Origin of the sequence: Acuticoccus sp. I52.16.1 (genome assembly GCF_022865125.1) — a bacterium.
GTDB lineage: Bacteria > Pseudomonadota > Alphaproteobacteria > Rhizobiales > Amorphaceae > Acuticoccus.
This window is the reverse complement of sequence record NZ_CP094828.1, coordinates 769,660-784,132: the sequence shown is the minus strand read 5'-3', so window position 1 is coordinate 784,132 and position 14,473 is coordinate 769,660. Positions and strand designations below refer to the sequence as shown.

Annotated in this window: 10 protein-coding genes; 3 read left to right on the top strand and 7 right to left on the bottom strand. The window is 70.4% G+C overall.

Annotation, left to right across the window (positions count from 1 at the left end; genetic code table 11):
- Nucleotides 1–28 precede the first annotated feature (28 nt).
- Nucleotides 29–2,677, top strand: coding sequence for an OmpA family protein (locus MRB58_RS24880; protein ID WP_305853218.1), 2,649 nt, complete (start codon nt 29–31; stop codon nt 2,675–2,677).
- An 83-nt stretch (nt 2,678–2,760) separates the two neighbouring features.
- On the opposite strand, the gene MRB58_RS03520 is transcribed toward MRB58_RS24880, so the two are convergent.
- The 3 genes from MRB58_RS03520 to MRB58_RS03510 all read right to left on the bottom strand — a co-directional run bounded on the left by MRB58_RS03520 (nt 2,761) and on the right by MRB58_RS03510 (nt 6,562).
- Entirely contained in the window at nt 2,761–3,498 is a 738-nt protein-coding gene (locus MRB58_RS03520) for an SDR family oxidoreductase (protein WP_244780330.1), read from the bottom strand.
- A 294-nt stretch (nt 3,499–3,792) separates the two neighbouring features.
- The gene (locus MRB58_RS03515; protein ID WP_244780329.1) at nt 3,793–5,160 is read right to left on the bottom strand and encodes an amidase; all 1,368 of its coding nucleotides are present in this window, start codon (nt 5,158–5,160) and stop codon (nt 3,793–3,795) included.
- Between the two features lie 163 nt (nt 5,161–5,323).
- Nucleotides 5,324–6,562 carry a Zn-dependent hydrolase gene (locus MRB58_RS03510; RefSeq protein WP_244780328.1) on the bottom strand — a complete coding sequence of 413 codons (1,239 nt, stop codon included), beginning with the start codon at nt 6,560–6,562 and terminating at the stop codon, nt 5,324–5,326.
- Nucleotides 6,563–6,833: 271 nt separating this feature from the next.
- Between MRB58_RS03510 and MRB58_RS03505 the strand changes: the two genes are divergently transcribed.
- Nucleotides 6,834–8,201 (top strand): TrkH family potassium uptake protein, encoded by a 1,368-nt coding sequence (locus MRB58_RS03505; protein ID WP_244780327.1) that lies wholly within the window; start codon nt 6,834–6,836, stop codon nt 8,199–8,201.
- A gap of 147 nt (nt 8,202–8,348) precedes the next feature.
- Here the strand turns inward: MRB58_RS03505 and MRB58_RS03500 are convergent, their stop codons facing one another.
- Together MRB58_RS03500 and secG are read right to left on the bottom strand one after the other, a co-directional pair.
- Entirely contained in the window at nt 8,349–9,974 is a 1,626-nt protein-coding gene (locus MRB58_RS03500) for a CTP synthase (RefSeq protein ID WP_244780326.1), read from the bottom strand.
- Nucleotides 9,975–10,194: 220 nt separating this feature from the next.
- Nucleotides 10,195–10,632 (bottom strand): preprotein translocase subunit SecG, encoded by a 438-nt coding sequence (secG, locus tag MRB58_RS03495; RefSeq protein WP_244780325.1) that lies wholly within the window; start codon nt 10,630–10,632, stop codon nt 10,195–10,197.
- Between the two features lie 291 nt (nt 10,633–10,923).
- Between secG and MRB58_RS03490 the strand changes: the two genes are divergently transcribed.
- On the top strand, nt 10,924–12,072 hold the full coding sequence (locus MRB58_RS03490; RefSeq protein ID WP_244780324.1) for a hypothetical protein: 1,149 nt from the start codon (nt 10,924–10,926) through the stop codon (nt 12,070–12,072).
- Between the two features lie 205 nt (nt 12,073–12,277).
- Here MRB58_RS03490 and MRB58_RS03485 read toward each other — a convergent pair whose 3' ends face one another.
- Both MRB58_RS03485 and MRB58_RS03480 read right to left on the bottom strand, forming a co-directional pair.
- Nucleotides 12,278–13,690: an MFS transporter gene (locus MRB58_RS03485; RefSeq protein ID WP_244780323.1), complete on the bottom strand. Its 1,413-nt coding sequence runs from the start codon at nt 13,688–13,690 to the stop codon at nt 12,278–12,280.
- Nucleotides 13,691–13,796: 106 nt separating this feature from the next.
- The gene (locus tag MRB58_RS03480) at nt 13,797–14,411 is read right to left on the bottom strand and encodes a flavin reductase family protein (RefSeq protein WP_244780322.1); all 615 of its coding nucleotides are present in this window, start codon (nt 14,409–14,411) and stop codon (nt 13,797–13,799) included.
- Nucleotides 14,412–14,473: the final 62 nt, after the last annotated feature.

The following is a 14,473-nucleotide window of genomic DNA, read 5'->3' as shown; positions in this document are numbered from 1 at the left end:
GCGGGACAAACGCCGAGAGGAAGGCAGTATGCGACAGTTGACAAGCTGGGCGGTGCTCGCTGCGATGACAGCGGCCACCGGTCCGGCTGCGGCGGGCATCGGGGCGCACCAGGCTCCGGTCTTCGCCGAATCTGGCGTCATCGCCGTGCAGAACCAGCAGGAGCGCCAGAACGAGCGGCGCGAGTTCCGCAGCGAGACGCAAGCCGCACAGGACGAGGTGCAGAACGAGCGCCGCGAGCGAGCCCGCGAGGATCGTTCGGCCGACGCCGAGCGCCGCAACGAGCGGCTCGAGTTCCGTCAGGAGGACCTGTCCCGCTCCGAGCGCCACGAGGCGCAGGAGGAGATGACCAACGAGCGCCGCGAACGGGCCCGTGAACAGCGCGAGCTGAGCAACGAACAGGCCAACGAGCGGCAGGAGTTCCGCCGCGAGCAGCGCGCCACGCAGCAGGAGATCCAGAACGAGCGGCGCGAGAGTGCCCGCGAACAGCGCCCCACGACCGAGGATCGGCGCGGCCAGGCCGCGCAGCAGCGCGAGCGCCGCAACGACGCCGCCGATCAGCGCCAGCGCACCAACGAGCGCCGCCAGAATGCCCGCGACAAGCGCAGCGACGCGGGGGCGGTGATGTCGGACTGGACGATCCAGCGCGCGGCGCTGGACGGGCCGGTGCAGGTCGCCCAGCTCGATGCCGCGGCCCAGCCGATGCTGCTGGCCCAGGCGGACCAGAAGCAGGAAGAGCGGCGCGCCAAGGCCCGCGAAGAGCGGCGCCAGCGCAACGAGGCCCAGAACAAGGGCAATCAGAAGCCGCAGAAGCAGCAGAACCAGGGTCAGGCGCGTCAGCGCCAGGCCCAGCCGCAGCCGGCCAACAAGGGGCAGGCCAACTCCCAGCCCCAGCGCCAGCAGCAGAAGCGGCAGGCCGAGCAGAAGCAGCGGAGCAACGACGCCGCCGCCCAGCGTGCGCAGGAAGAGCGCCGCGCGAAGGCCCGCCAGGAGCGCCAACGCCAGCAGAACCAGGCACAGCAGCCGCAGCAGCGCCAGCAGCCGCAGCGCAACCAGGCCCAGCAGCAGCGCCAGCAGAACCAGCCGAGCGCCGAGCAGCAGCGGGCGCAGGAGGAGCGCCGCGCCCGTGCGCGTGAAGAGCGCCAGCGCCAGCAGCGTCAGGCCCAGCAGCCGCAGCCGCAGAACCGCGGCCAGGCGGCGACCACCGGCTCGCGCGAGGTGAACGAGCGCGCGCAGGGACAGGGCGGCAATCGCGCTCGCCAGGTCGAGCAGGCCGAGGAGCGCCAGCGCCGCGAGGCGCAGGAGGCGCGGCGCGAGCAGGCCCGCCGCGAACGCCAGGAGGCCAACCGTGCCGCCGAGCGGAACAATCCCGACCGCCGTCCGGATGCGCGCCCGGACCAGCGTGGCGACCAGCCGAGGGCGCGTCCGGATCGCCGTCCGGATGATCGCGGCAACCAGCGTGCCGAGGATCGCCGCTCGCTCGAGGATCGCATGCGCCGCGACGACCGGGCCGACCAGCGCCAGCGTCTGCGCCAGCAGCGCCGCGAGGAGATCGCCCGCGAGAACCGGCAGCAGGACCGCCAGGAAGCCCGCAACCGCGACCGGCGCGCCCAGGAACGGGCCGACGCCATGCGCGGTCGCCGCGACGACCTGCGCCGCGAGATCCGTCGCGACGACCGCCGCGACCGGCGCGACTGGGTGGATCGTGAGCGCCGCCGCCGCGACCGCTACGACGACTGGGAGCGCAACTACCGCCGCGACAACAACTGGGACCGCGCCGCCTGGGTCGGCCTCGGTGCGTTCGCCGGCGCCGCCATCGTCGCCTCCACCCAGGGCCGCACGACCTACGTCGTCAACGGTCAGCCGATGATCATCGACGAGTACCCGGACCGCCTGCGCTGGCGCGCCGATGCGTACGACGTGCGTGACCTCAACAACGGCTGGACGGAGTCGGTCGTCGTGCGCTCCGACGGCACCCGCGTCGTCACCATCGTCGACAACTACGGTGTGCCGATCCGCCGCTACCGCGAGGTCCCCGGCGGCCCCACGGTGACGCTGTTCAACAACATGCCGCCCTGGTGGGGCAACGACGCGGATCTCGCCGTGGACATCGCGCCCTACGACGTCGCCATGCCCTACGACCGCTATATCGTGGAGCCCTCGCGCGCCTCGGTGGACGTCGTCTACCAGACCGTGACGGCCGAGCCGGTGCGTGAGCTGGACCGCTCCTACACGCTCAATCAGGTGCTCTACAACGAGGACCTGCGCGGGCTGATGCCGCGGATCGACGTCGACACGATCACCTTCGAGACCGGTTCGGCCGACATCGCCGACACCGAGATCGGCAACCTGGAGACCATCGGCGTCGCCATCGAGGAGGCGATCTACGAGAACCCGTCCGAGGTCTTCCTGATCGAGGGCCATACCGACGCCGTCGGCGCCGCCGAGTACAATCTCGGCCTGTCGGACTCGCGGGCCGAGAGCGTGGCGCAGATCCTGACGGAATATTTCGAGATTCCGCCGGAGAACCTCGTCACCCAGGGCTTCGGCAAGCAGTACCTGAAGGAGCAGACGCAGGGGCCGAGCCGGATCAACCGCCGCGTGACGGTGCGCCGGATCACCCCGCTGCTGTCCGCCGACGATCAGATCGCCGGGATGGAAGGCCAGAACCTGGACTGATCCAACTACAGCGAACGAGAATGCGAACGCCGCCCCCCGGGGCGGCGTTTTGCGTTGGCGTGCCGCCCGCGCCGGCGGGTGGCCTACGCGGCGCCGCCGTTGATCCGCAGCACCTGGCCGTTGACCCACCGCCCTTCCGGGCCGGCGAGAAAGGCGACGCTGTCGGCGATCTCCTCCGGGGTGCCGGCGCGCTCGCGAGGGGCGCGGCCGCCGATCGTGTCGCCCAGCGCACCGGGTCGGTGGGCGCCGACGATCTCCGCCTCGCTCGGGCCGGGGACGACGACGTTGACGGTGACGTCGCGCCCGCGCATCTCGTTGGCCATCACGCGCGACAGCGCCTCGATGGCGCCTTTGGTGGCGGCATAGGCGCCGTAGGTCGGCTGGTACTTGCCCACCGCGCTGCTCGACAGGTTGATGATGCGCCCGCCCGGCCCCATCCGCCGCGCCGCCTCGCGCAGCGCGTAGAAGGGGCCGCGCAGGTTGATCGCGAGGTGGGCCTCGATCGTCGCGTCGTCGGTCTCGGCGATCGGGGCGAGCCGCATGACGCCGGCGTTGTTGACGAGGACGCCGACGGGGCCGAACGCGGCCTCCGTCTCTTCGAACAGGCGGCGTACGGCGCCGGGGTCGGCGATGTCGGCCCGCACGGCGACGGCGCGGCCGCCGGAGGCGACGATGGTGTCGACCACATGGGCGGCGTCACCGGCATTGTGTGCGTAGTTCACCGCGACGGCGAGACCGTCGAGGGCGAGACGTTGGGCGATGGCGGCGCCGATCCCGCGCGATGCACCGGTGACGATCGCGACGGGTGCGGTCTCGATCATTCGTCGCCCCGTCGCGTCGAAGGATGGCCGGCCGTCAGCACGGCGGGATCGGAGAGTAGCGAACCGGAGTATTCATCTGACCTAAACATCATCTCTCCCGATCCGTGGCAACGGTGGGGCGGGTCGTAGGCGCTCCCCTGGCACCCATGGCGCACCGGTCGCCACGCCGCGCGCCGGCGGCCCGGCTTCCCGCCGCCGGTTCGGGGCGAGGAGGGCGGGCGGCCGCCTCGCCGAGCGGAGGGCGCGGGGAAGGCCGCCGCCGCGGCTGTGAGCGGCGGCGCCGACCGTCCGGCGTCAAGCGCCGCGGACGATGTGCTCGATCGCCAGCGCGGCCGAGAGGAGACGGTCGTCGTCGTCGCTCTTGGCGTTGAGGAGGAAGCTGACCGGGAGCTTGGAATCCGCCGCCATCGGCATCGCGACGCCGGGCAGGTTGAGGAAGTTGCCCGTCATCGTGTTGCGCAGCGTCTTCAGGTTGACGCGGTTGAACACCTCCGGATCGGCGTCGAGCGGGGCGATCTCGGGCGCGACGTGCGGCACGGTCGGGCCGATGAGGAAGGCGTCCTCCATGTCCTGGCCGAGCTGGCGGGAGAGCTTGATGCGCCCCGCCGTGTTGGCGAGGAGGTCGTAGGCCGACATGGTCTTGCCGCGCAGGATCCGGGCGACGACGCGGCCGTCCATCTCCTCCACGTCGGCGCTCTCGATGCGGTCGCGGTGGTAGGCGTAGGACTCGGCGTTGGCGAGGGTGCCGTGGTCGGCCATGATCCGCGCCGCCTCGCGGACCTGCGGCACGGTGCGCGTCTCGATGGTGACGCCGGCCGCCTCGAGGCGCTTCACCGCTTGCTCGAACGCGTCGGTGACGATGTCTTCGGCGTCGTCCAGCCACAGCGTCTCGCACACGATGAGGCGCATGCCGGCGATGTTGCCGCGACGGATGGTGGGCGCGGTGCCGCGCAGCGCCGCGTCGAGGTGGATGCAGTCCTCCACGGTGCGGGCGATGGGGCCGACGGTGTCGAGCGTCGCCGAAAGGGGGATCACCGCCTCGGTGCTGATGCGCCCCTCGGACGACTTGTAGCCGACGAGGCCGTTGACCGCCGCCGGGATCCGCACCGAGCCGCCAGTGTCCGAGCCGATGGCGGTGGTGGCGAGCCCCGCCGCGACCGCCACCGCCGAACCCGACGAGGAGCCGCCCGGAATGCGCGGCGTCTCGGGATCGTGAGGGTTGGCGGGCGTGCCGTAGTGCGGGTTGAGGCCGAGGCCGGAGAAGGCGAACTCGGTGAGGTTGGTCTTGCCGAGGGCGACCATGCCCGCAGCGGCGAGATGCGCGACGACGGGGCTGTCCTCCTCGGCCGGGGAGGCGCTGCGCAGGAGGTTGGATCCGGCGGTCGTCACCTCGCCGGCCATGTCGAACAGGTCCTTCCAGGCGACGGGGACGCCGTCCAGCGAGGAGGCGGGGAAGCCGGCGTCATAGCGCGCCTTGGCCGAGCGCGCCTCGCGCATCGCCCGCTCGGGCGAGAGCGAGATGTAGGCCGGGTTGTCGCTCGAGGCAATCCGCTCGAGGAAGACTTCGGTGACGGCGACGGGGTCGGCATCTCCGGAGAGGTAGGCGCGGGCGAGGGGGACGGCCGCGAGATCTGCGGCCCGTTCGGGAGTGAGGTCGGTCATTCGTCACCTGGCTTGATCGTCGCCCAGTAGCGCTCGCGCGGTCCGCTGTCGACGTTGCGCGGCCGGCCAGCGGCGCGGCGGTCGGTGCGCTGATGGGCGGGCGGCGGGTCCAGCAGACGCGGGGCGCGGCGGGCGTGGGGCACGACGTTGGGCTGAAGAGGGCTTAGAGGGTCTCGTCGAGCCGCACCAGCGTGTCGAGCACGACTTGGGCGCCGGCGGCGCAATCGACCTGGGTCGCGCTCTCCTCCTCGTTGTGGCTGATCCCCTCCCAGCAGGGGATGAAGATCATCCCCGTGGGGCACAGCGAGGCGACATAGAAGGCGTCGTGACCGGCACCGGAGATCATCCGCTTGGAGGTGAGGCCGTGCTTCTCCACCGCGGCGGCGACCGCCTCGACCACGCGGGGGTCGAAGGTGACCGGGTCCTTGCGCCACCGCATGTCGAGCGTGATGTCCACCGGGCGGCGCGCGGCGATCTCGGCGATCTTGGCGTCGAGCGCTTCGGCCATGGCGGTGAGGGTGGCTCCGTCCGGGTGGCGCAGTTCGGCGCGGAAGGTGGCCGTACCGGGGATGGTGTTGCGCGAGCCGGGCAGCACCGCGACCTCACCCATGGTGCCGACCGCGGCGGGCGCGTTGGCGAGGGCGATCTCCTCGATGGCGAGCGCCAACTCGGCCAGCGCCATCATGGCGTCGCGGCGGTGGGTCATCGGCGTGGTGCCGGCGTGGCTGTCACGGCCGGCGACGGTGCCGTCGAACCAGTAGAGACCCTGGCCGCCCTCCACGACGCCGATCTGGATCTCCTCGGCCTCGAGGATGGGGCCCTGCTCGATGTGCAGCTCCACGAAGGCGGCGAACTTGCGCTCACCGACCGGCTCGGTGCCCTTGTAGCCGATGCGCTCCAGCTCCTCGCCGAAGACGGCGCCGTCCTTGTCGGCGCTGGACATCATCTGCTCGTAGGTCAGCTCGCCCGAATAGACGCCGGAGCCCGACATGCCGGGGGCGTAGCGGGCGCCTTCCTCGTTGGTCCAGTTGATGAGGGTGATGGGGTGGGTGGTCTGGTAGCCGGCGTCATTGAGGGTGCGGATCGCCTCCAGGCCGGCCAGCACACCGAGGATCCCGTCGAACTTGCCGCCGGCTGGCTGGGTGTCGAGGTGGGAGCCGACGGCGATCGGGGGCGCGTTCGGATCGGTGCCGGGGCGGGTGGCGAACATGTTGCCCATGGTGTCGATCGCGAGGGTGAGGCCGGCGGCCTCGCACGCCTTGGTGAACCAGTCGCGGACCATGCGGTCTTCGTCGGACAAGGTGAGGCGCCGCACGCCGCCCTTCGGGGTGGCGCCGTACTGGGCGGTGTCCATCAGCGTGTCCCAGAGGCGTTCCGAATTGATGGTCAGGTTGGTCGCCATTCGCTCTCTCCGTTGCGCGGGCCCGGCGGTCTCGTGCGCGCCCGCGCGTCTCACCCCGGTCAGAGGATGGGTCTATCGTCGAACGGCGCGGTTCAACAAGGGTTTTGGGGGGCGGGCGTGGTCGTGCGGGGCGGCGACGAGGCCGGCGCCGTCAGCGGTGCAGGTGCGCGCGGGATGCATGGCGGTCCGGGAACGAGATCGGCGCCGCTTCGTTCGGGGGCAGCCTTACACAATGGTGCCGCTGGGCGCCTTCATCGTAGGATGCAACCCCGTGCCTCCCATCAGACCGATGCATCGCCGCGCGGCGATGGCCGTCCTCTCGCGGCTGAACCGCATGTCGACGGCGCGCCTGCTGCTCGTCGGCTACGTCAGCTACATGGCCCTCGGCTTCGTGCTCCTGTCGCTTCCCTTCGTGCAGTCCGGCGTCGTCGCCCCGCTCGACAACCTCTTCATCGCCACCTCGGCCGTTTCGACCACCGGCCTCGTGACCGTCGACCCGGGCGCCAGCTACAACCGCGCCGGCGAGATCGTCATCCTGGCGCTCTTCCAGGTCGGCGGGCTGGGGTACATGACGTTCTCTTCGTTCTTCGTCCTGGCGTTGCGGCGTCGGCTCAGCCGCGGCCGGGAGCGCACCGTGCGCGCCTCGTTCGAGCTGCCCGACGATATCTCCGTCGCCGCCTTCCTGCGCGCGGTGGTCGTGTTCACGCTCCTGGTGGAGACGGCGGGCGCCGTCGCGCTCTACCTCCTGTTCGCCGAGGCGGGGCGCGAGGACGCGCTCTGGAGCGCGATCTTCCACGCCGTGTCCGCCTTCTGCACCGCGGGCTTCAGCCTCAACAGCAACAGCCTGGAGGCCTATGCCGGCAATGTCGGCGTCAACGCCGTCATCGCCGTCCTGTCGCTGATGGGCGCGATCGGCTTCATCGTCGTCTCCGATTGCTGGCGCGCCCTGTCGGGGCAGGAGCGGCGACTGGGGACGACGAGCCGGACCATCCTCTTCGTCACGCTGGCGATCATCTCGGCGGCCTTTCTCGTCATCCTGGTGACGGACGAGGGGATCGCCGACCTGCCGCTGGGCGAGCGTGCGCTGGCGGCCTTCTTCCAGGCGATGAGCGCGTCGACGACGGTCGGCTTCGACACGGTGCCGATCGGCACACTCGGGATGGGCTCGGTGGTCGTCCTGATGCTGCTGATGATCATCGGCGCGTCCCCGGCCGGCACCGGGGGCGGGCTGAAGACGACGACTTTCGCCGTCCTCTGGGGGATCGTCACCGCGGTGCTGGGTCGCCGCGACGAGGTCTACGTCATGGGTCACGAGGTGCCGCTGCGCACGGTCCGCTCGGCGGCGGCGGCGATGGTGTTCTACTGCGGCCTGTTGCTGATCGGGATGCTGGTGCTGGCACACTCGGACCCCGGCCAGCGGTTCGAGGCGCTGGTGTTCGAGGCGATCTCGGCGATGGGCACCGTCGGCCTCTCGCTGGGGATCACGGCGGACCTGTCCGAGGTCGGCAAGGTGGTGATCATCGTGCTGATGGCCGCGGGCCGCGTCGGCATCCTGACCTTCGGCCTGGCGCTGGCGGTCCCCAACACCCAATCGACCAGAGCGCGCCGCCGGCGCCCGGCGGACCTGCCGCCCGCCTGAACGCCCGCCGGCACCCTGCCGCGGCCAGATCGGAAGGCAGCGCGAACTTTTCCTGTCGAGTTGGAGACGCTGGACTCGATCTACGAATACTCCGAGCGCATCGTGGCGACGGCCGCGAGGTATGTGGAGGAGTAGGCCGGCGCGCGGTTACACGAGACGGGATTGGGTCACGGCGGCGGCGACGAAACCTGCGAACAGCGGATGCGGCTCGAAGGGGCGGGACTTCAGCTCCGGGTGGAACTGGACGCCGATGAACCAGGGGTGGTCGACCAGCTCCACCGTCTCCGGCAGCACGCCGTCGGGCGAGGTGCCCGAGAAGCGCATGCCGACCGCCTCCAGCCGCTCGCGGTAGGCCATGTTGACCTCGTAGCGGTGGCGGTGGCGCTCCTCGATCCGCGTGCCGCCGTAGACGTCGGCGATCAGCGTGTCGGCGGCGAGGTCGGCCGGGTAGGCGCCGAGGCGCATCGTGCCGCCGAGGTCGCCGCCGGCCATGCGCCGCTCCAGCTCGTTGCCGCGTAGCCACTCCGTCAGCAGTCCCACCACCGGCTCGGGGCAGGGGCCGAACTCGGTCGACCCGGCGGACTCGATCCCCGCCATGTGGCGCGCCGCCTCGATCACCGCCATCTGCATGCCGAAGCAGATGCCGAAATAGGGCACCTTGTGGCGCCGCGCGAAGCCGGCGGCGGCGATCTTGCCCTCCGCGCCGCGCTCGCCGAACCCGCCCGGAACGAGGATGCCGTTGACGCCCTCGAGGTGGGCGGCGGGCGTCTCGGTCTCGAAGATCTCGCTTTCGATCCAGTCGAGATTGACCTTGACGTTGTTGGCGATGCCGCCGTGCGTCAGCGCCTCGACGAGGGACTTATAGGCGTCCTTCATCTCGGTATATTTGCCGACGACGGCGATGGTGACCTCGCCCTCCGGATTGCGCATCCGGCGCGAGATCTCGGCCCAGCCCGTCAGCTTCGGCACCGGCGCCTCGATGCCGAAGACGTCGAGCACTTCGTCGTCGAGACCCTCGTTGTGGTAGGCGATCGGCACGTCGTAGATCGTCGTCACGTCGAGCGCCGGGATCACCGACGTCTCGCGCACCGAGCAGAAGAGGGCGAGCTTGCGCCGCTCGGAGGGCGGAATCGGCCGGTCGCAGCGCACCAGCAGGATGTCCGGCTGGATGCCGATGGACCGCAGCTCCTTGACCGAGTGCTGCGTCGGCTTGGTCTTCAGTTCGCCCGCCGAGGGGATGTACGGCATCAGGGTGAGGTGGATGTAGAGGCACGAGCCGCGCGGCAACTCGGTGCCCAGCTGGCGGATCGCCTCGAAGAAGGGCAGGCCCTCGATGTCGCCCACCGTGCCGCCGATCTCCACCAGCACGAAGTCGTAGTCCTCGTTGCCGTCGAGCACGAACTGCTTGATGGCGTCGGTCACGTGCGGAATCACCTGCACGGTGCCGCCCAGGTAATCGCCCCGGCGCTCCTTGGTGATGATGTCCTGGTAGATGCGCCCGGACGTGATGTTGTCCATCTTGGTGGCGGGGCGGCCGGTGAACCGCTCGTAGTGGCCGAGGTCGAGGTCGGCCTCGGCGCCGTCGTCGGTGACGAAGACCTCGCCGTGCTGATAGGGGCTCATCGTCCCCGGATCGACGTTGAGGTAGGGATCCAGCTTGCGCAGGCGGACCTTGAAGCCACGGGCCTGAAGGAGCGCACCAAGCGCTGCGGAGGCGAGACCCTTGCCGAGCGAAGAGACCACGCCGCCCGTGATGAAGACGTAGCGCGTCACGTCAAACCTCGGTCGAAACGGGAAAAGCCGCGGAGCGGCGGGAAATGGCGGACGGTGGATGGGCCCGCGCCGGAACGGTGAGGGCGACCGGTGCAGTGGCGGGCGGGGCGAGAGCGGCGCGCGTGTCCAGCATCGGCGGATCCTTTGTTCCGCACCGACGCTTAACCCGGCCCGCCCGGATTGTCATCGTCCGGGACGGGCACGCGCGTCGCAATTCACATCAGTTGCCCGACGGCACCTCGGGAGCGCCGGAGCGCCTGGGCGCGGCGGGGACCGCCGCATCGTCGGACGGCGGCGACGGGTTGGCGCCGCCGAACTCGTTCTGCAGCTGGTCGAGGAGGTTGCCGTCACCCTCGGTCAGGTCGGGAAGGGCCGCGCCGGTGGCCGGGGCGCTTTCCTCGCCGGTGAGATCGAGGATCGACGGGGCGCCCGACTGCTGCTTGGCCAGCAAGGCCAGCGCAAGCGAGGTGATGAAGAATACGACTGCGAGGATGGTCGTGGTTCGCGTCAGGAGGTTGGCGCTGCCACGGGCGGAGAACATAGCGCCTCCGCCACCGCCGCCGATTCCGAGGGCGCCACCTTCCGACCGTTGAATGAGAATGACCGCGATGAGCGCGAGCACGATCATGAGATGGATGACAATGATGACGGTTTGCATGCGAACGCCTGTGGGTACCTGACCAGTCGCATTTAGAGACCGTGTCGACGCTTGTCATCCTGCGGTGGGGACAAAGTTGCGCTCGACGTCGACGGTCGACGACCTCGTCTCGTGTGTGTGTACCGGATGGGATGTAGTGTAGTGTGTTCCCTGTGTGAAGCCAAATCGGCGGCTCAACGCGCGCCGTCGCCGGGTATCGTTGACCCCGGTGCAGCCGAATCCCCCTTCAATTTCGCGCCGATCGACGAGTGGCGCAGCGTGATCGCCGGCGGTGGCGCGCGGCAGAACGGGATGACTGATTTCGGTCAGCCCGCCATCGTCACCTATGCGTTTGCGCCGGATCACAAAGGCGCGCAGCGCGCTGCTCCGGACGCCGCCCTGATCGAGGGCATGCGCGAGGCGGTGGACCGCGTGGAGGCCGTCGCGGGCGTGCGGTTCGTCGAGGTCGGGGCCGACGACGACCCGATGGTGAGCCTCCAATATACCACCGACGGCAGCGGCTACTCCTGGGCCCACTATCCGTCCGTGTCGGCCGGATCGCCCAACACCAGCAGCCAGATCCTCATGAGCGACGTCATGACGGACTACACCCCCGGCTCCTGGGGGTTCGAGATCCTGCTGCACGAGCTCGGCCACACTCTGGGCCTGAAGCATCCGCACGAGGGCGGCGTGCAGCTCGACGCGGCCACCGACAATACGTCGCACACCCTCATGAGCTACAACCGCGACGATCCGCACGACACCTACCAGTCGCTCGACGTGAAGGCGCTGCAACACCTCTACGGCCCGGCCGGCGGGCTGGACGGGGTGACGACCGTCTACCGGGCCGCCAGCGACACGATGCTGGTGAAGGGCACCGCCGCGGGCGAGACGCTGATCGGCGTCAACGGCAGGTCCGTCCTGTCGGGCGGCTCGGGTGCCGACCAGCTTCTGGGGCGCGATGCCGCCGACCGCCTCCTCGGCGGCGCCGGCAACGACAAGATGGTCGGCGCCGGCGGTCGCGACAAGCTGCTGGGCGGCATCGGCAACGACGCGATGAGCGGCGGCGCCGGCAACGACCGCCTCGCCGGCCAGAAAGGCAACGACATCCTGGACGGCGGCGTCGGCCACGATCGGCTCGACGGTGGCGGTGGGCACGACCGCCTCTCCGGCGGCGCCGGAAACGACAAGCTGGCCGGCGGCCGCGGCAACGACGTCATGACCGGCGGCGACGGGCGGGACGTGTTCGACGCGTTCGGCTCGGGCCGCGACGTGGTGCGCGACTTCGACCCGCACGAGGGCGACCGGATCGACATTTCCGGCCTCGACATGAGCGCCTCGGAGGCGGCGGACCGCCTAACGAGCATGCGCGGAAATCTGGTGTTCGACACGGGGATGGGGACACTCACCCTGGAGGGCGCCGGAGACCTCAACGGCGGGGAGTGGATCTTTATCGGCTAGCCTCGCGCCCAGTTCCGCGGCGGCCGCGCACCGCCCCGGACCGGCTCGCCCCACGCGCACCGCACACATACACCAGCCATGAGCCCGGCCCGCGCGCAACGCCGTGCGGGCCGACACGGCCGGTGACGCGGAGATCCCCCTCCGCGCTGCGCCATGACGGCGCAGACGTGTGTCGCCCCGCTCGCGTCCCGGCTCCGGCCGGTGGTCAGGTGCTCGCCACCGGGGTGCGCGCCGCGCGCACTGCGCCGCTGATCTCCGCCCCCGCATCGCGCGGCAGCCGCAGGTAGAAGACCACTGCGCACAGCGCGATCGCCGCCACGGTGAGGAACGCGGCCACGAAGTCGCCGGCGACGATCGTGTCGTCCGCCCGGCCGGAGCGCTGGATCTCCACCACGAACGCCCCCACCGAGACGCCCAGCGCCAGCGATACCTGCTGCGCGACACTGGAAAGACTGGTCGCCCGGCTCATCCGCCGCGAGGACACGTCCGCATATGCGAGTGCATTGAGGCAGGTGAACTGCAGCGACCGGAAGAAACCGCCGACCAGCAGGATCGAAGCGATGGCGATCGGGCCGGGGTCGGCCACGAACGTCGCCATCGCGCCCAGGCACACGGCCGCGATCACCCCGTTGACGATGAGCGTGGAGCGGAAGCCGAAACGGTGGACGATCGGCTTGGCGGTCATCTTCATCAGCAGCGCGCCCGCCGCGCCCAGGAACACCAGGCTGCCCGACGAGAACGCCGACATACCCAGCCCCAGCTGCAACGACAGCGGCAGCAGGAACGGGATCGCCCCGATGCCGATGCGAAAGAGCGACCCGCCGATCGCGGCGGTGAAGAAGGTCTGCGTGCGCAAGAGGTCGAGGTCGAGCAGCGGATGGGCGACGCGCTTGGCGTGCCACAGGTAGGCCGCGCCCGACAGGAGGCCGACGCCGATCATCGCCAGCGCCACGGGGAGCGGCAGCATCGCCTGCCCCAGCACCGACAGGCCGAAGACGAGGCCGGACAGGCTGACCCCCGAGAGGACGAAGCCGACGATGTCGAGCGGGGGGCGTTCCTCGGCCCGGACCTCGGCGATGAACAGCGTCACCAGCAGGATGCCGATCGCGCCGACGGGCACGTTGATCCAGAAGATCCACCGCCAGTCGAAGTAGGTGGCGATGAAGCCGCCCACGGGGGGGCCCATCAGCGGACCGATCAACGCGGGCGTGGTGAACCAGGCCATCGCGTCGAGGAGCTTGGACTTCTCGGTGCTGCGCAGGAGCACCAGCCGGCCGACCGGCGTCATCATCGCCCCGCCCGCGCCCTGCACGACGCGCGAGACGACGAACTCCGGCAGCGACGAGGACGCCGAGCACATCACCGACCCCAGCACGAAGACGCCGATGGCGCAGCGGAACACCGTGCGCGCCCCGAACCGGTCCGCCGCCCAGCCGGAGATCGGGATGAAGGTCGCGAGGCTGAGGAGATAGGCCGTCAACGCCAGTTTCAGGCGGACGGGATCGGACCCGATGTCGGCGGCGATCGTCGGCAGCGCGGTGGAGATCACCGTGGAGTCGAGGTTCTCCATGAAGAGGGCCGAGGCGATGATGAGCGCGGTGACGTTGGGGCGAAGCACGAGAGGGCGTCCTGACGAGGGGCAGGCTCCTGCGCCCCGGTTGTCCGCGGATCGGGCGCCGCGGAGGTGAAAGCCGCGGGCGCGTGGTCCCGCGGCGCAGTGGTCTTCAGACCGGCACGGCCGGACCGTCGGGGCGGCCCAGCTCCCACAGCGTCTCGGCGGTGGCGTAGTTGCGATAGCCGCACCGCGCGACGCTCCGCGCCCGCTGCGCGTCGAAGATCCCGTCGACGATATAGTCGTCGTCGATATGGACGGCGACCACCTGGCCGATGGTCAGGAAGCTCCCCGCGGACGTTCCGTCGATCCCGGTCAGCTCCAGCGACTGGACGACCTTGCACTCGAACGCGGCCGGGCTCGCCTTCACGAACGGCGCCTTGACGATGCGTGGCGTGCCCATCTCGATGCCGGCCTTGTCGAACTCGTTCGCCCCGTCCTCGATGTTGGCCGACGACGCGTTCATCTGGTGCCGCAGCGCGTGTGTGACGAGGCTGAAGGTGAACTCGCCGGTGAGCTTGGCGTTGGCGGCGGAGTGCTTCCAGCCCTCGCTGGAGAAAGCCACCAGGTTGGGCCGCGTGGAGATCGCATTGAAGAAGGAGTAGGGGCCGAGATTGGGGACCCCGTCCGCGTTCAGCGTGCCGATCCAGCCGATCGGCCGAGGCGCGACGATGGCCTTGAAGGGGTCGTGGGTGAGCGCGCTCGGCAGCTCGGACTCGTAGTACATGGGGCCTCCCTGGATGACGCGCGGACGTGCGATTGTGCCGGGCAAGGGTACGCGTCGACGGC